Below are 26,945 nucleotides of genomic sequence, written 5' to 3'. Positions count from 1 at the left end.
GAGACAGCCATTGAGAAACTGGAGCCAGACTGTCTCTCAACTTGCTTTATTTTTTGAGGGTAGGCTAAAATTGGATATTACCGTTTAAGGTGATTTCACACTTGACACAGTTTATTGAATATATCCATTATGAAGGCATGATCAGCAATATGTGCAGCCGCTGCGGTGTAAGGATTTATTACAGGACCACAATCGATGACAACACAACCAATATTATATCTGCTTACTGCTTCTTTGATAAGTTCTATTATGGTATTGACCAAAACATTATAATCTAAATCTGCTGTTACTCTGAAAGTTAATTTAGAATCAGCGTGTGCAGAAGGGATAAGATATAATTTACCTCCGGTATTAAGCTTTTTTTCTTCTGTTACATCTATTGCACTATCTAAGGAGGATATATTATCCTTCACATATTCATGAATGGTCTTACAAGAGAAACCACGCCCACGACTCAATAAAACTGTCAATCCACGATGATCAACATCAAAGTCAATCATTAAAATATTTGGACTATTAACACTATATGAGACAAATTCTGCAAAACGTGAAGTAATAGTTGTTTTACCAACACCGCCTTTTGTACCAAAAAAAGCAATTATAGGGACATCACTTCTTTCATTAAAACTATCCATTTTCTTTCTCCATTCCTCATTGTTATTCCAACATCATAAACAACCATACATATTTAAAAATTAGGTGGATTATACTTCGTATCAGTAAGAAAGTCAAGCACTTTTTTATCGCTCTGAAAAAATATTGTTTTTAGGCAAAGTTCAACTGTCATACTTTTCTGATGACTACCTTAGTGGTACTTAGGTAAAATTGCTAAAATATTCTCAATATATGTAAGATAAAGTGCTTTGGAAAAAAAAGATAATCCATCATCAGATGACGCTTCTCAAACTCATGACAACTACAGTCAAAAAGGTGAGGACAGCGCAAATAAAAAAAGCAGCGACAACCCTTTCCTGACAACCAAAACGACGGATGCCAGACGCTACTTAGAAGAGAGTGCCACATCTAAGGCTTCACATACAGAAGGTACTCCACGTCCTCTGTATGGTTGGATTGTAGGACTGATAAGTACAAATATTGACCGTGATTACCGGCTGTTTGAAGGCAAAAATACAATAGGCAGAACCCATGGAAATTCAATTGTAATCAATGATTCAACCGTATCAAAGGAGCATTGCACAATAATGTGCCAGAAAGGGGAAATGCTCATAAAAGATAATAATTCAACAAACGGGGTGATTGTAAACAATAAAAGAGTAAACGACTCTACTCTACTTAAAAACGGTGACCTGTTGTTTCTCGGGGATGTGGCGTTTCAGGTGGTTTTTTACAAAAGACTTTATAGCAGAGGCCAGATTTAACTACTAAATCAATTTAATAGATAATCTACTGAAAACGAGGCATTGAAACTTGGGTATATTATTTGATCTGTCAGCAAAAATCAAAAACTATAAGTGTTTTGGTGAAGATGAACAGGGTTTCGATAAAATCTTTCCAATTAATATCATAATTGGCCGAAATAATACAGGCAAAAGTACTCTGCTTGAACTCATAGAACGTTTAACTATGGAAGAGGCAAATTTTCCTGAAGAACAATGGCACGGCAGGCAACGTCCGCAAGTTATTCTTGAGGCTCCGGTTACAAAAGGGATAGTAGAGAGTTGTTTTGGACGGGTGAGGGCTGGAGCTCCAGTTCAACATTGGCATAACGGGACAGTTTTTATCGGGAAAATAATTAAGTGGTATTTATTTAATAAGGGAGGTACAGATAAGTTTATTGCTATTGAGAACAGCCCGGGAGCTGGGATACCATTGGCTAATTCACTTACAGTTGCTAATAACCTTGCTAACTCTATGGGAAATCCGCTTGAAGGCAAAATATTTCAACGTATCTTTGCTGAACGTAATATTCTGCCTGAAGAAGCTAAAAAAGACGATTTATCTGTACATAGTGATGGTGTAGGAGTTACTAACATTATTCAAAATTTTATCAATAAGGCTAATTTGCTAAGAGAACTTGTAGAAAAAAATTTGCTTACTGATTTAAATGCAATTGTTACACCAGATGCTCAATTTACAGATATAGTGTGTCAACAACTTGAAAATGATAAATGGGAAATATACCTGAAGGAAGATAAAAAAGGACTTGTGCCGTTGTCTCATACCGGAAGCGGCTTTAAAACTATTATTTTAGTTCTTGTATATATTCATTTAATTCCTGCTGTGTTGAAAAGGAAAGTAAAGACAAAAGATTTTAAATTAAAAGACTGTATCTTTGCCTTTGAGGAGTTGGAGAATAATCTTCATCCTGCTTTACTCAGAAAACTTTTAACATATTTGACTATGAAAGTTGATTCAGAGAAATTTATATTGTTTTTAACAACCCACTCAAATGTTGCCATAGATTATTTTAGTAAAAATCCAAATGCGCAAATTATACATGTAACTCATGATGGTCAGAAAACGTTGTGTAAAACTGTTGAAACGTATATCGAAAATAAAGGAATTCTTGATGACCTCGACATAAGAGCAAGCGACCTGCTTCAGTCAAACGGGATTATATGGGTGGAGGGGCCCTCTGACAGGGTGTACATTAATAAGTGGATTTCAATTTGGTCTGAGGGTACACTTCAGGAGGGAACTCACTATCAATGCGTGTTTTATGGAGGCAGGCTATTGGCTCATTTAAGCGCAGAGGAACCTGATCAGGTGAGTGATCTTGTGAGTATTTTCAGGGTAAACAGAAACGCTGTAGTTCTTATTGATAGTGATAAAAAAGATGACCAAGCAAGCCTTAACGAAACTAAACGGCGAATTATCAAAGAAGTAGAAGAAAATGAAGGCATTGCATGGGTCACTAAGGGAAATGAGATAGAGAATTATATCCCCGCAGAAGCAGTAGGAAAATTATTAAATAAAACAGGAATTGAACAAGTAGAACAATTCGAGGATTTTTTTAAATATTTGGATGCGATTGACGTGGGGGAAAAATCATCTTATCGCAAGAAAAAGCCTGTTTTGGCAGAGAAGGTTTGCGAACATTTAACAAAAGAAAATACCAAATCCATCATAGATTTAGATGAAAAAATGACTGAGGTATGTTCACAAATTCGCAAATGGAATAATATGTGATCGCTCAGACAGTATAAGAATAAATGCAGTTTTGTATGTGATATTAAACCAAGAATTCCTCTCAATTTTCTTTTAACTAAAGGAATTGCTCACCCTTATATGTTACAATACTCCCGAAACCAAAAAATCCGGTTAACGTGTGCAAAAATGCTTGAAAAATATTTGACAGAGATATCAGAGATTTATACCCGTGGCGATGCCCGTGAGGAAAGCTACTATTCTGTGCTTGAAAACTTACTTAGAACATACTGCGACGCCTTTAACAAAACCAACGTTGAGATCACATCTCAACCTAAACAAACAGAGGCTGGAAATCCGGATTTCAGAGTCTGGGATGGATTACAAAGCATCACAGGATACATAGAGGCTAAGGAACCCACAGTTGTTAATCTTGACCGAATAGAGCAAACCCCTCAGCTTAAAAGATACTTAAGCACATTTCCCAATATGATACTTACAAATTTCCTTGAGTTCAGACTCTATAGAAACGGATTGCAGACAGATAAGGTAACGATTGGACGCCCTGTAATTATGCAAACAATAAGAAAAAATCCACCGCTTGAAATGGAGTCGGAATTTCTTGCACTGCTTGAGAAATTCTTTTCCTTTTCGATACCTAAAATTTACAGCCCTAAAACTCTTGCCGTGGAGCTGGCCAAACGGACACGTTTTTTACGAGATGAGGTCATAGAGCATGAACTTAAGAAAGAGGGAAAATTTATAAGTGGATTTTATAAAGCCTTTAAAGATTATCTAATTGGCGCTCTCTCTGAGAGTGAGTTTTCAGACCTGTACGCCCAAACCGTAACTTACGGGTTGTTTGTGGCTAAAACACGCTCAAAAAACGGATTTAACAGAAAACTGGCTTATGATAACATTCCTAAAACGATTGGGATTTTAAGGGATATTTTTAGATTCGTTTCATCCCTTGATCTGCCGCCTGATATGCAGTGGACCATAGACGACATCTCTGAGGTTTTAGCCGTAACCGATATAAATATGATCTTTCATCAGTATTATCACGAGGGTAAAGGCCATGATCCAATCGTGCACTTTTACGAAACCTTCCTAACTGCATATGACCCCAAAACGCGTGAGATGAGAGGAGTATATTACACGCCTGAGCCTGTGGTTTCCTACATAGTACGCTCAATAAACACGGTATTGAAGGAAAAATTCAATAAACCCGATGCAATGGCTGACAGGAGCGTTACGGTACTGGATCCGGCTGCAGGGACGTTGACGTTTTTAGCTGAGGCAGCCAAACTTGCCGTTAATGAGTTTGCTTCCAGGTATGGTGACGGCGGCAAAGAAAATTTCATAAAGGAGCATATTCTTAAGAATTTCTTTGCCTTTGAACTCATGATGGCCCCATATGCTGTGGGACACATTAAGATGTCTTTTATGCTTGAGGAATTAGGCTATGTCTTAAAAGATGGTGACAGGGTAAAACTCTATCTCACCAATACACTTGAAATGGAGGCTCTTAAGGAGACGGAACTTCCCCTGATGTCCTCACTTTCAGAGGAATCACACCTTGCCGGGGAAATTAAAGACAAGCAGCCTATACTAATAATATTGGGAAATCCACCATATTCCGGGCATTCATCAAATGTTGGCAAATGGATAAAACAAGAGATTAAGGCATACTTTACGGTGGATGGAAAACCGCTTAACGAAAGAAATCCCAAATGGCTGCAGGATGATTATGTGAAATTCATACGATTTGCACAGTGGAAAATAGACAAGGCCGGAGAGGGTGTTTTGGGTTTTATCACAAATCACAGCTACCTGGATACCCCAACGTTCAGAGGAATGAGACAATCTCTAATGAACAGTTTTGATGAAATATACATACTTGACCTTCACGGCAGCAGTCAGAAAAAGGAAAAATGTCCTGACGGCTCCAAAGATGAAAACGTATTTGATATTAAGCAGGGTGTTGCGATTGCTATTTTTATTAAAACAGGCAAGAAAACAGAAAAAAGCATTTACCACTCTGAATTATGGGGCAACAGAGAACATAAATCATCCGTGCTTATGAATAATGACATTAAAACGACTAAGTGGGAGAAATTAGACCCGGCACGTGATTTTTACCTGTTTATGCCACGCAATGAAAGCCTATGGGGTATTTTTGATAAATTTATAAAAGTGACCGATATCTTTCCGGTAAATAGTGTGGGTGTCGTAACTGCGAGGGATGACCTTACCATTAAGTGGACTAAAGAAGAACTATTGAAGACTGTTTTAAATTTTGTAAAGCTTGAGCCGGAGCTGGCGAGACAGGCGTATGACTTGGGAAATGACACAAGAGACTGGAAGGTGGGACTTGCACAAAATGACCTAATGGAAGGTGGATTGGATAAGAATAAAATAGTACCTATTCTGTACAGGCCATTTGATGTGAGATACACTTATTATACAGGTAATAGCCGTGGCTTTCATTGTATGCCTCGTGTAGAAGTAATGCAGCATATGGTTTACACTAATATCGGACTATTAACGTGCAGACAACAAAACAAGGCTGGCTTTCACCACGCCTTTATTTCTAACGAAATAACCGAATCCTGCGTGGTTTCAAACGCAACAAGAGAGATTAATTATCTGTTCCCTCTGTATATTTATCCTGACAGGGGTAAGGGTATGTTATTTGAAGTTACGGCTGAAGGCGTTGAAAAACAACCCAATATTGATAAGATTTTCCATGAAAAATGTTATGAACTCTACGGCAACGATGTTACACCTGAAGAGATATTCAACTACATTTATGCGATTTTATATTCTGAAACTTACAGGGTTAAGTATGCCGGCTTTTTGAAAACCGATTTCCCAAAAATTCCTTTTACTAATGACCGTGAAATATTTAAGAGGATGTCAGAGTATGGCAGAGAGCTTGCTGATTTACATTTGCTTAACTCACCTGAGCTTAACACACCCTCTGTACGATTTCAGGGAAAAGGAGACAGCCTGATTGAAAAGATTACTTATGATGATGAAACCAGCCATGTTTATATAAATAAGACTCAGTACTTTGAAGGAATGGATGCCCAACTGTGGAATTATCAAATCGGGAGTTACAGGGTTTGCTGTAAGTGGCTTAAAGACAGAACAAAGAGGGTTTTGTTACTTGACGAAATTCAAATGTATTGTAAAATTGCCACTGCTGTTAAAATGACTATTAAGCTGCAACATAAAATTGACAAAATATATGAAGAGATAGAACTTTCTTGTTCCTTATAAAATCAGATTATCTCCAGCTCAAGAAATTGCTTATCCTTTTATGTTAGAATATTTCAATTATGTTAAGAGACTCCTATACCGAGAAAACCGGAATAGACACCGTAATAAATATAATTCGACAATAAAGGGGCAACTTTCGTGAAACGACCTCAAATGACGGAACCTCAGATAACTGACAGGTTGATTAAGGAACACGGTCTTAAACCTGATGAATACGAAACAATCTTAAAAATACTTGGGCGCACACCGACTTTTACTGAACTTGGCGTTTTCTCAGTAATGTGGTCTGAACACTGCTCATACAAAAGCTCAAGGATACACCTTAAAAACTTTCCGACTGAGGCACCTTGGGTAATTCAGGGGCCGGGGGAAAACGCCGGAGTCATAGATATAGGCGACAATCAGGCTGCCGTATTTAAAATGGAATCCCATAACCATCCGTCCTTTATAGAGCCATATCAGGGGGCGGCAACAGGTGTAGGAGGCATTCTAAGGGATATTTTTACGATGGGCGCAAGACCCATAGCAAGTCTCAACTCCCTACGATTTGGCCCCCTTTCTGACCCATACCAAAAGCACCTGTTTAGTGGCGTAGTATCTGGCATTGCCGGATATGGTAACTGCATAGGGGTGCCCACTGTAGGCGGTGAAATCTATGTTCACCCGTGTTATGCCGGAAATATCCTTGTTAATGCGTTTAATTTAGGAATTGCCGACATTGACCGCATATTTTATGGCAAGGCTACCGGCATTGGCAATCTTATAGTGTATGTCGGCTCAAAAACCGGTAAAGACGGCATCCACGGCGTCACTATGGCCTCTGAGGAGTTCACTGACGATGCTCAACAGAAAAAACCCAATGTACAGGTTGGAGATCCGTTTACGGAAAAGCTGCTTCTTGAGGCGTGTCTTGAGGCTATGAGAGAAAACCTCATTGTGGGCATACAGGATATGGGAGGAGCCGGGCTTACCTCATCGTCTTCAGAGATGGCGGCACGGGCAAACATGGGTATAGAGCTTGAGCTTAGCCAAGTTCCGTTAAGAGAAGCCAACATGATTCCCTATGAGATTATGCTATCGGAAAGTCAGGAGCGGATGCTTATCGTAGCTGAAGAGAAAAACCTTAAACCGCTTCTTTCTATATTTAAAAAGTGGGATCTTGAAGCTGCTGCCATTGGGCACGTCAGCGGAGACGGATATCTCAGGATAAAATGGTTTGGTGAAACTGTAGCAGAAATTCCGGCCTCACGAATTTCAACCGAAGCTCCCATGTATGACAGACCACAAGCACGCCCCGACTACCAGGACGAACTAAACACTCTCGATGAGTCTGAAATCGAGGCAATTGCCGACAATAATGATGTTTTACTAAAACTGCTGTCAAGTCCTAACATTGCGTCAAAAGAACTGGTGTGGCAAGAGTATGACCATATGGTACGAACTTCAACCGTAGTGCTTCCAGGCAAGGGCGATGCAGCGGTGATACGGGTGCACGGCAGCAAAAAGGGAATTGCCATGTCGGTTGATTGTAACAGCAGGTATTGCTACCTTGACCCATACATGGGAGGCATTCATACGCTTACAGAGTCGGCACGAAACGTCGCAGCAACCGGCGCTAAACCGCTTGCCGTGACCGACTGCCTTAACTTTGGAAACCCGGAAAAACCAGAGGTTATGTGGCAATTTGCCGAGGCACTCCGAGGGATAAGCGATGCCTGCCGCGCCCTTCAAATACCTGTAATAAGCGGTAACGTTAGTTTCTATAACGAGACAAAAGGCACTGCTATATACCCCACACCAACTGTGGGCGTTGTGGGAATAATAGATGATGTATCACAGGCGCTTACTATGGGATTTAAAAACATAGGCGATGTAGTAATACTGCTTGGACCTCCAACCGGCTCCTTAGGCGGCAGCGAATACCTGAGCCTTCTGCATGGAATTGAAAAGGGATTGCCGCATCCGGTTGATTTAATTATGGAAAAGCATCTGATTGAACTTATAGTAAAATTATGCAAAGATGGGCTTGTCGTTAGCTCACATGACTTATCGGAGGGAGGGCTTGCCGTCGCTCTTGCCGAATCCTCAATAGTCGGTAACATCGGAGTTGAGGCAGAACTAAACGCAATAGCAAAAGGAGTGCGCACAGATACTCTGCTTTACGGGGAGTCGGCAAGCCGCATAGTGGTAAGCGCAAAACCTGAAGCAGTAGCCAATATTGAGTCTATGGCAAAGGAGGCATCTGTGCCATTTAACGTAATAGGGAAAACAGTGCAAGACGCAGTTTTTAAAATAACTCTTAACGGTAACACCTTAACAGAGCTACCACTAACAGATATTTCGTCAGCCTATAAAGAGTCTCTTCAAAGAGGATTAACCAATGCACATGTTTAATGATATACACGAGGAGTGCGGGATATTTGGCGTATTTGGCCACCCGGAGGCATCCAATCTGACGTATCTTGGGCTTTATGCCCTTCAACACAGGGGACAGGAGGGGGCAGGGATTTGTTCATCTGACGGTAAGACACTATATGTGGAAAAGGGCATAGGGCATGTGTCGGAAGTGTTTTATGAAAAGCGGATAAAAAGGCTGCCCGGGGATATAGCCATAGGGCACAACAGGTATTCAACCGCTGGAGGCAGTGCTCTTAAAAACGTCCAACCCATCATGGTAAACTTTGCGCTTGGTGCGCTTGCCATAGCTCATAACGGAAATCTGACCAATGCCACTGCGCTCAAACAGAGGCTTGAAAGTGACGGCGCAATATTTCAGTCAAGCTCTGACAGCGAGGTTATAATACATCTGATAGCGCGTCTCAGAGCGTCCTCGGCTGAGGAGAAAATTATCCGCGCAGTTAATGAAATACGAGGCGCTTTCAGTTTATTGATAATGAGAGAAAACGAGCTGATAGCCATACGGGACTCTTACGGCGTACGCCCCATGTGCTTAGGGAGCTACAACGACGCATACGTGGTGGCCTCAGAGACCTGTGCATTTGACCTCATTGGGGCAACTTACATAAGAGACATCGAGCCCGGTGAGATGCTAACAATAGACCGCAACGGTTTGCATTCGTTTAAAGCCATAAAAAGCACCAGACGCGCTCACTGCGTGTTTGAGTTTATTTATTTTGCCAGACCCGACAGCAATATCTTTGACGGCATAAACGTGCACGATATAAGAAAGGAACTTGGTAAGCAGCTTGCAAGGGAATCCAACACGGAGGCGGATGTTGTAATACCGGTGCCGGACTCCGGCGTTATGGCTACAATTGGGTATGCTAACGAAAGCGGCATCCCGTTTGACTTTGGTCTTGTAAGAAACCACTACGTGGGACGCACCTTTCTTGAACCTAAGCAAAACATACGGCATTTCGGAGTTAAAATAAAACTTAATCCCATAAAGTCTCTGATAGCCGGAAAACGGGTGGTGGTTATGGATGATTCCATAGTAAGGGGTACTACCAGTAAAAAAATCGTAAAAATGCTGAGAGAAACCGCTATGGCAAAAGAAGTCCACATGAAAATAAGTGCCCCGTGTACGATAAGCCCGTGCTTTTATGGCATAGATACTCCAACCAGAACTGAGCTGATTGCCTCAACACATATAGTGGAGGAAATCAGAAAATACATCACTGCCGATTCCCTTTCCTACCTTTCACTTGAAGGCCTTAAATTGGCTATCCCAAATCCTGAAGACTATTGCTACGCATGTTTTAATAATCAATACCCGATTGCGCTGCAAGAGATGGCTGATGTTGACTATGCCCAGATGGAGTTGTTTTTTGCGTAAGCATAGATATAGGAGGCTCTTTTGCTTCAAATACTTCCCGTATAAGTTTTTGCTTATATAAAAACGTCTTATTAGTTTTATTGTTATTTAGGAGGCGCGTCACGGAAGTGGTTACTCATTATGAAGATTAGGAATTTACTCATACTTATAACAGCTGCAATCATCATAATATCAATGGCCTCTGTCACATCTGTAGCAGTATTTACAATTAAGAAGCAAGGGCAGGATGATGTAGAGAAGTACAAGGCGGAGGAGTTGGCGAAAGTCAGGCATAATCTCAAAGATCTGGTTTATATGGCCTATGGTTTCGTGGAAAAGAACGATAAGACAGCGCATGACAAGAATTTTATAGAAAAATACTACGGTGTACGGCTGAAAGACGCTATAAGCATAGTTGAGCCAATTCTCGTAGCATATGCTAACATGGCAAAAGAAAATAAAATGACTCTCCCTCAGGCAAAAAAGGAGGCTTTTGATGTAATCAAAAGCATGAGGTATGATAACGGTACCGGATATTTTTGGATAAACGACACAACATTGCCCTACCCACGCATGATTATGCACCCGATTTTGCCTGAGCTTGACGGCAAAGTCCTAACTGATCCGAAATTCAATTGCGCTTTGGGCAAAAATGAGAACCTTTTTCAGGCCTTTGCAGAGGTCACGCAGGCAAAAGGAGAAGGTTTCGTTGACTACTTGTGGCCAAAACCAAAAGGTGATTTCAAAACCCTTGTACCCAAACTTTCATACGTTAAATTGTTCAAAGAATGGGACATTATTATCGGAACCGGTATTTATATTGATGATGCTCTAAAGGAGGCTATGGAAAAAAGCAAGGTTGACCTAAGCAACATAAGGTATGATGAAGGTACCGGATATTTCTGGATAAACGACACGACACTACCCTACCCACGCATGATTATGCACCCGATTTTGCCTGAACTTGACGGCAAGGTTCTTAATGATCCTATGTTTGAAAACGCCATGAACAAAAAGCAAAACCTTTTTCAGGCGATAGCAGAAGCGTGTAACAATAAGGAAGGAGAAGGTTTTGTAGATTATAGATGGCCAAAACCTTCGAAAGACGGACTAAACAAGCCCGTTCCGAAATTGTCCTTTGTAAAGGTTTATAAGCCATGGGGATGGATTATAGGGACCGGGGTTTATATAGACAACATAGAGAAAGAAACTGCCCGAAAGACATTGGCAATTAATGAACAGATAAGTAAAGTAATAAGAAAGTTCCTTTTGATCTCGTTAGTTGTGCTTATCGCAGGGATAACAGCTGTCATCATTATTTCAAAAACTCTTACCGTACCGATCAGCAGACTTGCCAACTCAATCAGAAAGATAAAAAAGGAAGGCATATACTCAGGGGAATCTCCAGTGGCAGGCACTGTGGAAACCAAAGAACTTGGAGAGATATTCAACAGCATGCTCTCAGATCTTAAAAACAGCGACGCAACAAACAAAGCGCTTATGAACAAGCTCTCGGACCACAACAGGACACTGGAACAGAAAGTGGCCGAAAGAACGTCTGAGCTTCAGAACACTCTGACAAAGGTCAGAGAGGCCAACAATAAGATACTCAACGGCATTCGTTATGCAAAGATAATCCAGGGTTCGCTTTTGCCTGACCGCGATACGGTTTTGGCGCATTTGCCGAATAGTCTGTTTATATGGATGCCAAAGGATATCGTCAGCGGAGACATATACTTTACCGAGATTCTTGAACACAGTTATCTCATCGCCATAGTGGACTGCACAGGCCACGGGGTGCCAGGAGCTTTTATGACTATGATTGCGTCGTCAAGTTTGAAGAAGATAATCAACGAAGACCTCTGCCATAACCCGGCAGAGATACTGAAGAGGCTAAATCATGCAGTAAAATCGCTTTTGCTCACCAACTCCGAACACGATCTCTTCGACGTTGGGATGGATGCCGCCGTGTGTGTACTAAAACCACGTGAGAGAGTGTTGGAATTCTCCGGGGCCAGGTTGCCGCTTTATTGCATCAGTGACGGTAAGGTCGAGGTTTTAAAAGGCGACAGGCAAAGCATAGGATACAAAGACTCGCCTTTGGATCTCAATTTCAAGACCGAAAAGGTTAAGATGTCCGACGGCATGTCATTTTACCTTGCGACCGACGGTTATGTCGATCAGACAGGAGGCAATTATGGCTTCTCCTTTGGCAACAGGCGCTTCAGAGCGCTATTGCGTGAAATATGCAAAAACCCCTTCCACCGCCAACGGGAAATGCTTATTAGTACCTTTAACGAACATATCGGAAACAACGAACGACTGGATGACGTAACTGTCATAGGGTTTAGTATATAATAGATACGGCGATAATGGGAGAGTGAAACATGATTAAACTACTACCTTTGAAAAAGTACCTTGATGGGAAGGGTGTTTTTTTGTATTTCAACGGGCGAATATCACACGATTTGCTGGTTCAACTCGGTGACACCCTGAAACAAGAATTAAAAACGGAAGATGTGGAATCGCAAACGATTCTAAAGGTCTTTTCCATGTTTATCGAACAGATGCAAAATGTTATACATTATTCCACTTCAGACAAAACGATTGTTACCCATGATCCGGCAGGTTTGCATGTGGGCGTATTGGCAGTAGGTTATGACGGAAATTATTATTTCGTGGCCAGCGGCAACACGGTAGCCACGGCCGAAGTCAGCAGGATAAGGGAAAAACTTGAAAAAATCAGCTCAATGGATAAAGAAGAGCTTAAGGCCTATTATAAGGAAATGAGAAAAAAAGATAGCCCTCTTGACGCTAAGGGCGCCGGACTAGGGTTTATAGAAATGGCCAGAAAAGCCGACAAACCGCTGGAGTTCGAGTTTTCCGAATTAAATGACAGGGAATCTTTCTTCTCATTAATAACTCTGATAAACAGGGGGTAAATATGCAAGAACTTGCAATAGATGCTACAAAGAGTACTCCGAGGATTTTTTTCGATAAAGATAAAAAAATTCTTGAGATCAAAGGCGAATCATATCCTGAAAACACATCAGAATTTTACGATCCTTTCTTTAAGTGGCTCTACAAACATCTCGAAGGGCTAAATGAGGAAAGCTTTACCGTAAATATCGAGCTTATATACTTCAACAGCAGTTCTTCAAAGATACTTATGAACCTGTTTGACAGGCTTGAAGAGAATGCCGAAGGAGGCAAAAATATCGCCGTCAACTGGATTTATGATAAAAAGAATGAAAGTTCCCTTGAATATGGAGAGGAGTTTAAGGAGGACCTGACAACGCTAAAATTCAATCTCGTGGAGAAAGACTAAACCTTTAGTTTGATACACAGTGATTTTTAAGGACTATAAAAATGAATAAAAACTTGATGTTCAGCAGAGAGGAGCAGACGCTCATTCGGGCAGAGAAAATAGCCAGTGATGAGCGTTGTAAAGACTCGCCATTGTATGCCGAGTTCATGTACCTGGCTAACCAGTATCAGAGATTGCTCAAACAGTCCATGCGGGTGATTCGCTTAAGCGACAAGCAGCAAAGCGGCCTGATATTTGAACTGGAGCAAGCTTTCGAAAGCTTTATCCGCACCCTGGTCACCACCATTGAGGCGAAGCACCAATTCACGGCCGGCCACTCTGCGCGTGTCACAGAATATGTTCTGTTTATCGGCGACAAAATTGGCATAAGCGCCGAGGATATGGAAGTGCTCAAATATGCAGGATTACTCCACGATATAGGGAAAATCGGTATTCCTGACTCAGTGCTGACTAAAAATGGGCATTTTTCACCTGATGAACGCCAGATAATGAAGGAGCACTCTGTCTGGACATGGCGGATATTATCCGGCATCCATCTGCCTCGTAATTTGTGCGAGATACCTAGAATGGCTGCATGTCACCACGAGAAGATGGATGGGACCGGTTACCCTTATGGCCTGAAAGGAGATGAAATTCCGTTTTTTTCCAGGATCCTCGCCGTAGGCGATGTGTTCGATGCACTGACCTCACGCCGTGATTATCCAAAATACGTAGGTGAAAAAGTTCTAAGTGTTGAGCCCATGTCCATAGAGATGGCATTGTTAGTCCTTGCGAAAGATCAGAACACTCATTTCGATCCATCCGTAGTATCCGTATTACTAAATCACCGGAGTGAATTTGAAATCCTGTGGCAGGAGTTGCACAAAAAGGCGGTTACCTAATGCCTCAATAGATTTTACTGCCTCGCTTTTAATTTCTAATTCCAAGCCATTGAGTTATATCATCAAATGCCGGACTGTTTGAAAAAAAGAGAGATTACGTGTTATATTTAAGCGTTACACATGAGGATGTAGGAGAAGAACATGGAAAAAGCGGATAATCTGAGTGCATTATTAAGAGTAGCAAAACCATATCCTCTTGAGGGTGAAACCTTCAAACTCTTTTATACTGATACAGACGAAGCACGCGGGCAGAATTCAGCCCAAAAACTGAGTAATTACCTTCGTGCAAATTATGACGACCCACAGAAGATTTTATTTATGGGGCATCGCGGTTGCGGCAAATCCACAGAGCTTTGGCGGGTGTCAAAGGAATTGGAGGGGCAGTTTGAGATAATCCGTTTTTCCATAAAAGATGAAACAGACATAAATGACCTTAATCACATGAATGTGCTTTTTATTATCCTTTCTAAACTTGTGGATACAGTGCCTGAAGAGTTAAAAGACAACCAGCCCATTCTTGACAATCTTATTTCATACTGGAAAGACACAAAAATTAAGGAAATTATAGACTTTGAAAAAGCTGAAGCACAAGCCGGAGGTCAAGCTAATATTGGTTTCCTTAAATACATAAAGTTAAGTGTTGGCGGCATTTTAAAAACCGGTAAAGAATCCAAAGAAACCGTGAGAAAACACATTGAGCCCCGTCTTAGTGAAATGATTAACAGCGCCAACGATCTCATAAGAATATTAAAACAGAAACTTAGAAAAGATAACAAGGAACCGCTTATAATAATTGAAGACCTCGATAAACTCAGTATTGGCATTGCTGAAGATCTTTTTTTAAATCACAAGGAGATACTTACAGCTTTGGACATACATATTATTTACACTTTCCCCATATTTTTGTATTACTCCGAAAAAATTGACGCAATCAGAGACGCCTTCAGTTATTCAGAGATATTAAGCATGATAAAGGTAAAAAATAAAAACGGTAAACCAAATGAGACCGGCGTAATAGTTTTCAAACAACTGATTGAAAGACGAGTAGATTCCTTCCTTTTTAACACTAATGTCATGGAGTTTCTTATAGAAAAATCCGGCGGGTCTTTACGACACTTATTTGAGATGATAATCAGAGCAGCACTCGCTGCAATGGGTAAAAACCTAAAGGCAATAGATATGGCTTCAGCAAAATCGGCATACAATGAGCTAAAGAGCACTTTGGAAAGGAGCATCGCTGAGGAGCACATCCCCTCCTTAATTGAAATCAATAAAAGCTCAGATAAAAAACCTCTTAGAAACAGGTTCTTGCTGGAACTACTTAATGCAGCTGCAGTTATTGAATATAATGGTGAAAGGTGGTGTGATCTGCACCCAGCCATTGTTGATATGCTGCGTGACAAGAGGCTTATCGCATAGTTTGTGCCGGATAACCACGAAAATACATACAAAGAACTTCTTATATATCTTCAAAACATTGATGTATCTTTTGTAATTGTTGAAGTTAACGAACCCGCCAGACAAGAAGCTATAGTCGCAGAGCTTACAGCCGCTCTCTCAGGTAGAAAAATTACGACAGTTAATTTGCAAGATACTGATGTCAGTACCGGATATTTAACTGAAATAAGAAAGCATATTGACATCAACCCTTCTGTGGAAATCTTGTTGATTCTGAATATTCACAAAGTGAAAATGGAAAGCGCTGACGATGCTACCGCTTTACTTACCAACATGAACTTAAGCAGAGAGCTTTATTTAAAATTAAATAAAGTGTTGGTTTTTTTCCTTCCCACCTATTTTGTTGATCTTGTGATAAAAACTGCCAAAGACTTTTTTTCTTATGTATCCATAACTTTTAAATTCCTTGATGTTGATAAACAACCCTTTATGGAACTATCGTCTCCGGAAGAATATTTTAACGAGCAGGAAGTTAATAACAGAATATTGTTTTTAGAAAATACGCTAAACACTTATAAACTTACCGAAAGAGAACGTGGTAAAGTTTTTTATGACCTTGGTGAAAATTATAGAAAAGTATATAAATACGACACGGCTCTTAAGAATTATAGTAAAAGTTTAAAAATAGTTCAGGAGATTGGCGATAAACAGGGAGAAGGGGCTGCTTTAAATAACATTGGACAGATATATCATGCAATAGGTGATTATGAAACCGCCTATAAGTATCTGCGTGAGAGTTTAGAAATCAGCAAGGAGATTGGCAATGAACAGGGAATAGGGGTTGCTTTAGATAATATCGGTCAGATATATCATATTAGAGGCGATTATGACTCCGCTCTTACATATTATAAGTATGGTTTAGAAATCCTGAAAAATGTTGATAAAAAGGGGGAGGGGACTGCTTTAAATAGTAACGGTCTTATATATTATGCCAAAGGCGATTATGACACCGCCCTTAAGTATCTGTTTGAGAGTTTAAAAGTCAGGAGAGAGATTGGCGATAAAAAGGGGGAAGGGATTACTTTAAGTAATATTGGTGAAATTTATAGAGTAAAAAGCGATTATGAGTCAGCCCTTAAGTATCTGCTTGAGAGTTTAAAGATAACGAGAGAAATTGGCGATAAAAAACAGGAGGGGATTACTTTAAATAACATCAGCCAGATACATAATGTCAAAGGCGATCATAATTCCACGCTTGAATATCTGCTTGAGAGTTTAAAAATCAAGAAGGAGATTAAGGATATTTTGGGTTATGCACGTTCTCTTTTTAACCTTGCGATGTTATACAAGGCAACAGGCAAAACGAGGGAGTCAGCAAAGTGCCTGAACGAGGTGACAGAAATCAATAAAACGTTAAAAAGTTATGATATCTCACAGAAATTAAAGAGGAACTTTGGGATAGAGGGGTGAGGCAGAATTTTCAAGTTAACAGCCTCTCTAACCACGGGTTTTTGTCAGCTATATCAGGAGGCCATAACGGCCTATAGGCCATATTGACCCATTACTAAAATTTATCTAAAAATCATTTAATTTCATACACTTATCAAGAGTGCGACTTTCTAATCAGGCCATTTTGGCCTATTCTTTAGGTTTTTATTCTTTGTAAACGAGAACCCTGCAAGAAAATATCCTTATTTATCAATCGGTTAAATAATTGGCATGAAAATTGATATTACATAAGTAAGATTGCTGTTTTTACTAACAGCCTGAAAACTGACAAGGAGGTAGAAAATGATGTTTGGACGACGTTTAACAGGAAGAGATTTATTTGGATTTGGGTTAGATCCATGGGGAGGCTTTGGCAACTTAGAGGACAGTATGAGTAAAATACAAAATCAGATAGCAGAGAGGATGAGTGAGGCACAAAAGGAAATTAACAAGGCTTTTACAAACGTTGACAAGCCGTATTCTGGGCAAATTCCGGCAGTAAACGTGTGGACAAAAGAGGATGGGGCATATCTGACATGCCAAATACCAGGCGTCACACCTGAGGACATGGAAATATCTGTGACAGGCAAGACTTTGACGCTAAAAGGCTCACGCAAAGCTGAGACACTTGAGGAACAACAGTCGTATCACAGAGCCGAACGCTGGACGGGTAATTTTGTAAGAACTCTGTCGCTGCCTTTTGACATTGATGCTAATAAGGTTGATGCCAATTTTTCAAAGGGCACTCTTAGTGTGACACTACCTATGGCAGAGGCTGAAAAACCAAGAAAAATCGAAATCAAAAGCCAATAATTTTATAAGGAAAGGAGGTTTACAACTATGTCAGATATAACACAAGTAATGAAAGAATCAGAAGCAACAGAGAAACCTGAAAGGACAAGGGCAGCTAAAGTTTATACACCGGCTGTGGATATTGTGGAAAAGGATGGGGATATAGTGCTTACAGCGGATATGCCTGGAGTGGATGAGAGCACGGTTGAGGTAACACTTCTTGACAATGTGCTGACCATATACGGGACAGTTGGGGAAATGGCACCAGAGGGCTATAAACTCTCATACGCCGAGTATAAAGTGGGCGACTATGAAAGGAGCTTCACTCTATCTGACCAGATACAGAAAGACAAGATAGAGGCAAAGCTTCAAAACGGAGTGCTAAACCTCGTGCTTCCAAAGGTGGATGAAGTAAAGACAAGGAAAATAGAGATCAAAACCGCAGCCTGATACTTAAGAAAGTGATACCGGGTAGCATTCAAAAGTAAACGCAGTTGACAATGCCAACAAAGTTAGACGATTGACTGCTACTCGGTATAAAAGCTCTCACCCTACATTTTATCAGACTTCAAAAGAGTCAGCCGCTCTTAAACATTAGAATTATTTGATTTATTTTTAGTTGTGTGATATTATAACAGACCTCTAAATAGTTAACAGACATTTAAGGAGCACTCAGAATGGATAAATTAAATGAAACGTGTAAGACGGTACTGGAAAACACGGAATTCGCTGCCATTATAACTTGGAACAATGGTGAGCCTCACGTAGTAGGCACCTGGGGTGAGTATATTAAAGAAGTAAATATAAATGATGTTCAATTGCTTTTGATTCCGGCAGGCTTCTATAAAACAACCGAATCCAACCTTAAGACGAACAATGGAATAAAGATACTGATTGCTACAAGAAAAATACAGGGTCCCTATGGCCCTGGGCAGGGTTGCTGTATAGAAGGCACAGGTGAGGTACAAATAGAAGGAGAGTTCGCACGGCAGGTTAAAGAGAATTTCCCGTGGGCACGAGGAGTACTGGTTGTAACCGTTAAAGAATGCAAGACATTGCTTTAAATGCTGAAAAAGTGATGAATAAAATAGTATTTAAAGATGCTGAGCGCATTGTTCGGCTGACAATGATAGTAATATTGCTTACGGCAGCTGCAAGTAAATTTTTCAGTCATGGCGGATTTCTGGAATATTACTCCAAACTATTTCAAGGTAATTTGAGGATCAAACTGCCGCCATTTATAGTCAACACGTATCTGTCATTAATACCCTATATCGAGATTTCCCTTGGTTTGGCTTTACTCAGCAATAAACATAAACAATTTACCGTCTATGGGTGGTTCGCTTTGTTCCTGAGCCTTATAGTCGGCCACTACATATTGCAGGAATGGTCGTCCGTGACCGAAATGCTAAGTTACATGTTTCTGGGCCTGTTATGCATGGTTTTACCAAATCATCAGTCATGGTTACGCAGAGATACCCCATCCTCCATTGTTTGAATTGTCTGTGGCTTCAAATATTCTCGTAAGAGAGGTTAATTGGGTTGGGGATGCCGTGATGACGCTTCCTGCACTAAGGGCTTTACGAAATGCCCATAAAGACGACCGTATAAGCGTACTTGCAAAGGAAACTGTACTGCCTCTTTTTGAAAATGATCCAAATGTTGACGCACTGATTAGTTACAGTAAAGCTCATGAAAAACTACTCGGTAAGCTTAGTCTTTCATCCATGTTACGAGCTGAGAAATTCGATGAGGCAATCCTGTTTCAAAACGCTTTCGATGCAGCGCTTATCACGTTTTTAGCCGGAATAAAAAAAAGAATTGGTTATAACAGAGACGCAAGAGGTTTGCTTCTTACACAGAGAATTCCGGTAAATGAGCGGACACTAAAACTTCATCACGTGTCGTACTATTTAAATCTGCTCATAGAGGCCGGTATTGTTGCTCCGTACATGCTGCCGTGGATATATCTGACACTGGCTGAAAGACTATCGGCAAGAGAAACCCTTCAACCGCTTAAGCATCCGGTTATTGGTATTAATCCTCAGGCTGCTTACGGCTCAGCAAAGTGCTGGCCTGCCAACAATTACCTCTCAGTGATTAAACACATAGTGGCTGAGCTTAACGGTTCTGTGGTTATCTTTGGAACCGACACTGCAAACAAACTCCCTGTTGATTCATTGAAAGACATTGTCACAGAAAATACGTGTATGGACTTAACCGGAAAAACCACTCTTAGGCAGTTATGCGCTCTTATCTCAGAGTGTGACGCCGTTATAACCAATGACTCAGGCCCCATGCACATTGCCTACGCTACGGCAACACCGTTGGTTGCAATATTTGGCTCAACCTCTTTTGAGCTTACCGGGCCGCCACAGATACCCAAAGACTGCCAATTCAGCTTTCCGTCTAAAATCCTGCATAACTCACTTGACTGTTCACCGTGTTTTAAACGCACCTGCCCACATGGCCACCTTAAGTGCATGACCTCCATAACGCCTGAACAGGTAAGTGAAGCATTAAAAAATATTCTCTGTACGAAAAAGGCTGTGTTTTTTGACCGTGACGGAACAATCTGCGAAGATGCCCACTATTTGAATGACTTTAAGGATTTTAAACCGTTTAAAGGCTGTGAAGACCTGGTTAAACTTAAGGAAAACGGCTATCTGCTGATAGGTATCACAAACCAATCCGGGATTGCGCGCGGTATTGTGGATGAAGGGTTTGTGCGGGAGGTAAATAACTTATTCATAGAAAAATACGGTTTTGACGGTTTCTATTACTGCAAACACGGCAGCGCTGACAAGTGCGCTTGCAGAAAACCCTCACCAGGAATGCTTTATAAGGCACGCACTGATTTCAAGATTGACTTGAAAAACTCTTTTATGGTTGGCGATAAAGACGCTGATATTAATGCCGGTCTTACCGTGGGTGCAACCTCAATATATATGGAATCTAAAAAATATCCACTAACAGTCCCAAATATCAAAAAGATTTCCTCATTACAAGAACTTCACGATATGTTGTGATACAGCTATTTGTTTATTTAGTTACTGTCTTTGCAGATTCAGCAGAACCTGAGCTGTCCTTAGTTTCTGTCTTAGTTGCTGTATCTGTTTTAGTTGAAGCCTCTGACTTTGAACTATCTCCGGAGCCTGAGGTATCTTTAGATGAGAGGCCAGGTTTTTCTTTCCTTAGTGCAGCTTTTCTGTCCTTAGAGGGATAATCTGTCACATACCAGCCCTCTCCCTTTAACACAAAAGCAGTGTTAGATATTAGTTTCCTAAGCTCTCCGCCACATTTATTACAGGTTGTCATGGGTGAATCGCTGAATTTCTGTATTATCTCAAAAATATCCTTACACTGTAAACATTCATACTCGTACATCGGCATTTAAACAACCTCCTGAAAAGGCACATTTTTTCACTCACAATACATATTATAACACAAAATGCCTGATAAGTGGTTTCTCATGAGAGAGATTTGATGTGAGCCCTGGCAGTGTCTGCCTTAGCACTATGCTGTGGGGAGTTTTTTGTCTCAGACAGAAAAAGTTTCCAATACAGCAAAGCATTCTCAGTTTTCTCAAGATACTCACAGGTAAGGGCAAGATTGAAGAGGGCATCCAGTGAAGTTCTGTTTAATTTATAAGCTTTTTTATAATCTGCCGCAGCCGCCTCGTAGTTACCCGTGGCAAAGTGCGCATTTCCACGGCTTTGGTAGGCCTTAACATAGTCTGGTTTTACACGTATGGCCTGTCCGTAGTCCTCTATGGCCTCGTCTAACTTGCCAAGTTTTCTTAAAACAACACCACGGTTAAAGTAAGCCTCAGCATAGTTTTCATCAAGCTCTATTGCTTTTGTGTAGTCATCCACAGCTTTTTCGCTTCGGCCTGCGGCAAAAAAGGTAACACCACGATTGTAATACGTCTCGGCAGATTTTGGGTTTAATCGTATTGAATCCTTAAAATCGCTTATCGCCTCATCATACCGCCCTAGTGCGTGGAATGTGCTACCGCGGCTTCTGTAAGCATCCGGATTTGAGGCTTTAAGTCTCAACGCCGCATTAAAACACTCAAGAGCTTCATTATAGTATTTAAGATTAAACAGCGATATGCCTTTATTAATAAGCTCCCATGATTTCATGGTGTCTGAGTTGTCATCCTGATACACCCTTGAACCGGTAAAGGAATGATACATGTCGTTGAGTTCGTCCCGTATAACGTTGAAACTGCTATATCTTTTTTCTCTGTCTTTCTTAAGACAGGTGCCTATCAGAGCTGTAAGTTTGCCTGGTAAATCAGGGATAGGCTTTGGGGTTGCTCTTAGGTGGAGTTCTTTTATGTCATCCAGGTTTTTTGCTGAAAATGGGGGGGCGCCTGTAATCATTTCATAAAAAACGCAGCCAAACGCATAAATGTCAGCTCTTTCATCCAACTCCTTATTTAGCCACTGCTCTGGTGACATGTAGTAAGGAGTGCCAACAATTGTACCGGTTTGAGTCATAGCAAAATCCTCCGGCTCGTCATTATTTGTGCGTTTTTTGTCTGCTTTAGCCTCAGGCTCCAATGCAAGCTTTACAAGGCCGAAATCTGTTATCTTTACCGTTTTATCTGCTGTAACCATAATGTTGGCGGGTTTTACATCCCTGTAAATAAACGGTCGCCTCATCTCTTTAAACTTAACGGAGGCATGCACCATGCCGTTACAAAACTGCAGGGCAAAGTTGATGCTGCCGGGCAAATCTATACCGCCTTTTCTTATCCAGCCCTTTAGTTCAGCCCCGTACTTTTCGCTCCCCTCTATGTACTCAAGGCAGATAAACGGCAAATCCTCTATTTTAGTAACATACTCTGCCTGTACTATATTTTGATGCTTTTCAAGCCGCACCCACGTCTCAGCCTCCCACATAAACCGGGCACTGAGAGTTTTGCTGTTTAGATACTGTTGTTGAAGGGTTTTTAGGGCAACCTTTTTCTTAAATCTGCGGTCATAGCAAATATAGACAATCCCCATGCCGCCGGCTTTAATGTCAATGACCTCATAACGCCTTATAATTTCGTCGCCTTTTTTCCATTTGCTCTCAACACTTGTTGCCATATTTTCCCTTCTATTATGCTACCACAGACGGGATGTTTAAGAAAACTGACTAAAATGATCTTATGCTTGAAATATGAATGTTCAGAACTAAGTAAAACTCATATGGTAAAGAACTTCACTTTAAGACATTTTTTATCTTGTGGTAGTTGTTTTAGAGATATGGTTAATTATAATGTCTAAATTCCCACCTGAGGGCGACTTTGCACCACGTAGAATCTGCCCTTTGAGTAAACCCCCTCAATGTCCTGTGGGGCGCCAAGGGCCTCTTCAACAGCTTTTCCTATATCGGCTATGGAAAGAAGTGTGTCGTTTCTGAGGTTTTCATCCCAAAAAAGCGGCTCTGTTGAATAGTCAAGAGGGACACATCTGGGTTGCGGCGTTATGATGCTGTCATAGAGTCCGGCTCCGGCGTAGTTTTCCAAATCCTCTGCATTAGAGTCAGACCGGAAAATTAATCCACCCCCGTAAAGCCCAACACTTTTACCCGGATATGATAACACCACCGGCACTCCTATGGATTTTTTACAGGTAAAGCTCAATGCCCTGCCAGGATAGTTACCCACTATAGTCTCCCCAAGGCCGAGAACTACCTCGGCAAACATCTCCTCAGAATCTCTCGTCACCGGGTTTACCGTGTGGATTACAAAAGCATAATCTGCCTCTATAACTCTCTGTATCAGCACGGCCATGTCTATGTGTCCGTCAAGCTGCATTTTCTTTCTGTTATAATACGCACGGGTATTCCACACCGAGGCCCATACCTGCTTTATGCAGATGGCAAACGTTTCTGTATCTGAGCCGTTTTTCACTGCAAGAAGCCCCGATGACTGAAGCACTGTTGCCAGTAATGACAGAAAATCATCAGGAAGCGTTAAAGACATCACAGTTAACTGGAGACTTGATAAGATTGCAGACACCTTTTCAGCGTGCATTTCACTTACGGTGTTATTTAGATCATCTATTAATAGCTTATACTTTTCATGTACCTTTTCATTTGAAGGATGGACAAGTACCTTGTCAAAAACACCAAACGGGACAGCAGCCGACTCAGGCAGATTTATCCAGCCAGGAAGCTTACTCTTTAGCTTTATCAGGTTTAGAGACTTTCCGCCGACACACGATTTAGTAAACTCACCTGCACTGATTACATCGGCAGTATCACATGGTTTAGCCGCTCTTTTCTTGCTCTTTAACGGTGTAACTGAAGTTTGCTTTTTAGTTTCAACCGTATCTGTAGGTTTTTCCAGTTCGTTTACAACGACTTCTCCCTGAGAATTAATAAACAGGGAAATGTACTTGCCCTTTAAAGATTTTAAATGGGATACGATTTCATCGCTAAAACAGGTGGCAAAGAGAATTCGTTCGTTCCTTGCCCTGACTGACACGTGAGAAACTATGTCAGCCATCTCCTCTGATATTACAGCGGTCACTCCGGCTGGAATATCCTCATCCCCTGAGACTTTCTCGGTTATTATCACGGTTTGCTGCTTAAACTCAAAACCTTCTGTTTCCTTGAGGGTATGGTACAGCTCAACTATGCCTGAGGCTTCAAACGGGCTAAGTACCTGCCACTTCCTGAGCCCCGCTTCAGTCCTTAGCAGCCGGTTCAGGTATCTTAGTAAAAGAGAGACAACAAAGTGAAACTGCCCCCTCAGCACCTCCTCTGTAAACATGGTGACACTCCAGGGCGCTGCATTAAACCTGTTACCTAAATGCTCAGCCCGTGCCTGGAATGCACTATAATAAAAATCAACAAACAAGCCTACAAATCTCTCTATTCTTTCCACCACAGACAGTGAGCTCAGCACCCATTCGGTGCCCTCCACAGAGTTAATTTTTCTTATATGATTAATACAACTCTGTATTTCAGCCCTGATATCATAGGATGAATTTGCCTTTTCAACGGGAGGCAAATCAGTTAGCAGTAAGTTTTCTAAAGACAAATCCACAAGCTCAAGCAGCGTGTGTCCGCCCAGATTGGCGTGAAGGTTTCTCTCTGTCAACACCCGCAGGTACTCCATCAGGGATAGGTCCAGGAATAATAAATCCTTAAGACGCCCAAGGTCACGTTCTGAAACGATAATGCCTCTGATACGCTGACGTATCCACTTTATTGTGGTAAAAAGTCTTGTAACCACAGTGATATCCATGCTGTCTTTATTTTCAACAATAAATCTCAGGGCTCCCATGACATCGTCTCCAAATATGTATGAGACTGAATCACGGCATCTTTCGAGATCTACCCCCTTATGCACGGAGTTAAGTATCTTAAGGTAGTGTTCAAAATCCCTTACCAGGACATCCCGAAGATGGGGTATAAACTCAGGGTCACTTTTTATGGGACGTTCAAAACCCATGAGGCGCTCTCTGGTTACCCCCATGGAGTTTAACACAGAGTAAAACACATCAAGGCTGCCGTTTGACCGCTGAAATTCTATGTAAGCCTTACAGATGACAATATCATCGGCTGTTGCGTTATTGTGAAGCTTCTGATGCCATTGTTCTATGAAGGTGTGGTTAACTTCTTTTAATTTGTTTCTGTGCATGATGTTGAGAATTTCGTCACGTATTCGCTGACCATCGCCGCCCGGGCCAATGTTTGACAGTATCATGGGTATTATGTGTCTGACTGACGGACTGTCTGCGTATATTGAGGCAAGCTTAAGACATAGTCTGTCAAGAGCGTGGCTAAGCTCCCGCGGCTGCGTGTTATAGTTTCTCTGCCAGTCAAGCTGCCTGAGAGCTGAGTACCTGAGCCATATATACATAAGGTACAAACCGTTTCTGTCGTTAGACATTCTCTCGCTGAAATTATGGCACAAGTTAAATCTGTGCATCAGGGTCCACGACTGAGGGCCGGTTTCTTTAGATACAATTTCATCTATAACCTCAGTGTGGTCAGTGTCACCGAGTGGCTGAACCTCTTTAAGTTGTATTTTAAAATCTTCACGGCCATTTTTTATCCATACACCCTTGTCGGGTTTGAAAAGAACAAACAGAATGCAGACCGGAGCGGTATCGGCGGAAAATTTTATAGTTAAAGAAAAACGTCCGTTTCTTTCAATAAATTCATTTTCGAGAGAACCGTTTTTAATGAAAGTATTTCCCTCTGTGACTTCATACTCTGCGGGGATTTGCCATTTGCCGCCTCCTCTTTCTGAAACTCCCCAGTGAAGGATTAACGGTGGCGGGATGTCAGAGCTGAGGCTGAGCACGGTTTGGGATGACGACTTATCTAAGGATGCGTACAGAGTACCGTAGGGCGGCAAATTAAAAGTAAAACCGTCGGTTTCCGTGGGAAATGCTGGATATTGGCGCAGAACTTCTGATGATGAGTCTTTTTCTTTAGATTTATTTACAATAAAATCCCTGATTTTGATTTTGAAGTTTTTTCCGCCATTATTATCCCACAAGTTATTTTGGGAAAAATACAGCACAAACTCAATTATCTTATAGGGAGTATCTTTTTTAACTTTTAACAGAAGTTCATTAACTCTACAGTCATCATCATGGCGAGTTTTAAAAGGGGATTGAAGTGCTGAACCTGTTACATTCAGAGAACCCTCAGGCCACAAACCTACCTCAGGGATATTCCATTTCCCCTTTTCATCCCTTGTCAAGCCCCAGTGTAAAACATCAGGTAAAATAACAGGCGATTTTTTGCTTTGAGATGAAACCTGCAGTTTTATATATATAAACGAATCGTCTCCGGTGCCTTGTTCATCAGGCGGCCCTGCGGTTAATAAAACACCCTTATCAGTTCTGAACTCGTAGGTAATCCCCATCAGCCT

At 41.2% G+C, this 26,945-nt stretch carries 20 protein-coding genes; 16 read left to right on the top strand and 4 right to left on the bottom strand.

The annotated features are described in order from the left end of the window. Positions 1-95 precede the first annotated feature (95 nt). Positions 96-635 (bottom strand): ParA family protein, encoded by a 540-nt coding sequence (locus HQK88_05455; GenBank protein ID MBF0616248.1) that lies wholly within the window; start codon positions 633-635, stop codon positions 96-98. A gap of 228 nt (positions 636-863) precedes the next feature. On the opposite strand from HQK88_05455, the gene HQK88_05450 reads away from it, so the two are divergent. The 16 genes from HQK88_05450 (at position 864) to waaF (ending at position 21,084) form a co-directional block, all read left to right on the top strand. Further along, positions 864-1,379, top strand: a complete 516-nt coding sequence (locus tag HQK88_05450) for an FHA domain-containing protein (GenBank protein MBF0616247.1) — start codon at positions 864-866, stop codon at positions 1,377-1,379. 49 nt (positions 1,380-1,428) lie between these two features. After that, entirely contained in the window at positions 1,429-3,150 is a 1,722-nt protein-coding gene (locus HQK88_05445; protein ID MBF0616246.1) for an AAA family ATPase, read from the top strand. A gap of 147 nt (positions 3,151-3,297) precedes the next feature. After that, complete coding sequence (locus HQK88_05440; GenBank protein ID MBF0616245.1) at positions 3,298-6,393, top strand: N-6 DNA methylase; 3,096 nt, start codon at positions 3,298-3,300, stop codon at positions 6,391-6,393. 153 nt (positions 6,394-6,546) lie between these two features. Beyond that, positions 6,547-8,787: a phosphoribosylformylglycinamidine synthase subunit PurL gene (gene purL, locus HQK88_05435; GenBank protein ID MBF0616244.1), complete on the top strand. Its 2,241-nt coding sequence runs from the start codon at positions 6,547-6,549 to the stop codon at positions 8,785-8,787. Next, positions 8,780-10,189 carry an amidophosphoribosyltransferase gene (locus HQK88_05430; GenBank protein ID MBF0616243.1) on the top strand — a complete coding sequence of 470 codons (1,410 nt, stop codon included), beginning with the start codon at positions 8,780-8,782 and terminating at the stop codon, positions 10,187-10,189. The genes purL and HQK88_05430 overlap by 8 nt, the downstream gene beginning before the upstream one ends. Before the next feature lie 120 nt (positions 10,190-10,309). Beyond that, complete coding sequence (locus HQK88_05425) at positions 10,310-12,526, top strand: cache domain-containing protein (protein MBF0616242.1); 2,217 nt, start codon at positions 10,310-10,312, stop codon at positions 12,524-12,526. 29 nt (positions 12,527-12,555) lie between these two features. Continuing rightward, positions 12,556-13,110 carry a hypothetical protein gene (locus HQK88_05420; protein ID MBF0616241.1) on the top strand — a complete coding sequence of 185 codons (555 nt, stop codon included), beginning with the start codon at positions 12,556-12,558 and terminating at the stop codon, positions 13,108-13,110. A gap of 2 nt (positions 13,111-13,112) precedes the next feature. Further along, positions 13,113-13,496: a DUF1987 domain-containing protein gene (locus tag HQK88_05415; protein MBF0616240.1), complete on the top strand. Its 384-nt coding sequence runs from the start codon at positions 13,113-13,115 to the stop codon at positions 13,494-13,496. A gap of 41 nt (positions 13,497-13,537) precedes the next feature. Next, positions 13,538-14,377, top strand: coding sequence for an HD-GYP domain-containing protein (locus HQK88_05410; protein ID MBF0616239.1), 840 nt, complete (start codon positions 13,538-13,540; stop codon positions 14,375-14,377). 141 nt (positions 14,378-14,518) lie between these two features. Next, the gene (locus tag HQK88_05405) at positions 14,519-15,796 is read left to right on the top strand and encodes a hypothetical protein (protein ID MBF0616238.1); all 1,278 of its coding nucleotides are present in this window, start codon (positions 14,519-14,521) and stop codon (positions 15,794-15,796) included. 3 nt (positions 15,797-15,799) lie between these two features. Then, entirely contained in the window at positions 15,800-17,245 is a 1,446-nt protein-coding gene (locus HQK88_05400) for a tetratricopeptide repeat protein (GenBank protein ID MBF0616237.1), read from the top strand. 321 nt (positions 17,246-17,566) lie between these two features. Then, positions 17,567-18,076, top strand: coding sequence for an Hsp20/alpha crystallin family protein (locus HQK88_05395; GenBank protein ID MBF0616236.1), 510 nt, complete (start codon positions 17,567-17,569; stop codon positions 18,074-18,076). Positions 18,077-18,103: 27 nt separating this feature from the next. After that, entirely contained in the window at positions 18,104-18,505 is a 402-nt protein-coding gene (locus HQK88_05390) for an Hsp20/alpha crystallin family protein (protein MBF0616235.1), read from the top strand. 227 nt (positions 18,506-18,732) lie between these two features. Then, the gene (locus tag HQK88_05385; protein MBF0616234.1) at positions 18,733-19,119 is read left to right on the top strand and encodes a hypothetical protein; all 387 of its coding nucleotides are present in this window, start codon (positions 18,733-18,735) and stop codon (positions 19,117-19,119) included. A gap of 14 nt (positions 19,120-19,133) precedes the next feature. Continuing rightward, positions 19,134-19,553, top strand: a complete 420-nt coding sequence (locus HQK88_05380) for a hypothetical protein (GenBank protein MBF0616233.1) — start codon at positions 19,134-19,136, stop codon at positions 19,551-19,553. Next, complete coding sequence (gene waaF / locus HQK88_05375) at positions 19,546-21,084, top strand: lipopolysaccharide heptosyltransferase II (protein ID MBF0616232.1); 1,539 nt, start codon at positions 19,546-19,548, stop codon at positions 21,082-21,084. The genes HQK88_05380 and waaF overlap by 8 nt, the downstream gene beginning before the upstream one ends. A gap of 13 nt (positions 21,085-21,097) precedes the next feature. On the opposite strand, the gene HQK88_05370 is transcribed toward waaF, so the two are convergent. The 3 genes from HQK88_05370 to HQK88_05360 form a co-directional block, all read right to left on the bottom strand. Further along, complete coding sequence (locus HQK88_05370; protein ID MBF0616231.1) at positions 21,098-21,448, bottom strand: zinc ribbon domain-containing protein; 351 nt, start codon at positions 21,446-21,448, stop codon at positions 21,098-21,100. A 77-nt stretch (positions 21,449-21,525) separates the two neighbouring features. Then, entirely contained in the window at positions 21,526-23,154 is a 1,629-nt protein-coding gene (locus HQK88_05365; GenBank protein ID MBF0616230.1) for a tetratricopeptide repeat protein, read from the bottom strand. A gap of 176 nt (positions 23,155-23,330) precedes the next feature. Further along, positions 23,331-26,939, bottom strand: coding sequence for a hypothetical protein (locus HQK88_05360; protein ID MBF0616229.1), 3,609 nt, complete (start codon positions 26,937-26,939; stop codon positions 23,331-23,333). Positions 26,940-26,945: the final 6 nt, after the last annotated feature.

Source organism: Nitrospirota bacterium, from assembly GCA_015233895.1.
Lineage (GTDB): Bacteria > Nitrospirota > Thermodesulfovibrionia > Thermodesulfovibrionales > Magnetobacteriaceae > Magnetomonas.
Note: the sequence above shows the minus strand (reverse complement) of the source record. Positions and strands in the feature narration are given on the sequence as shown.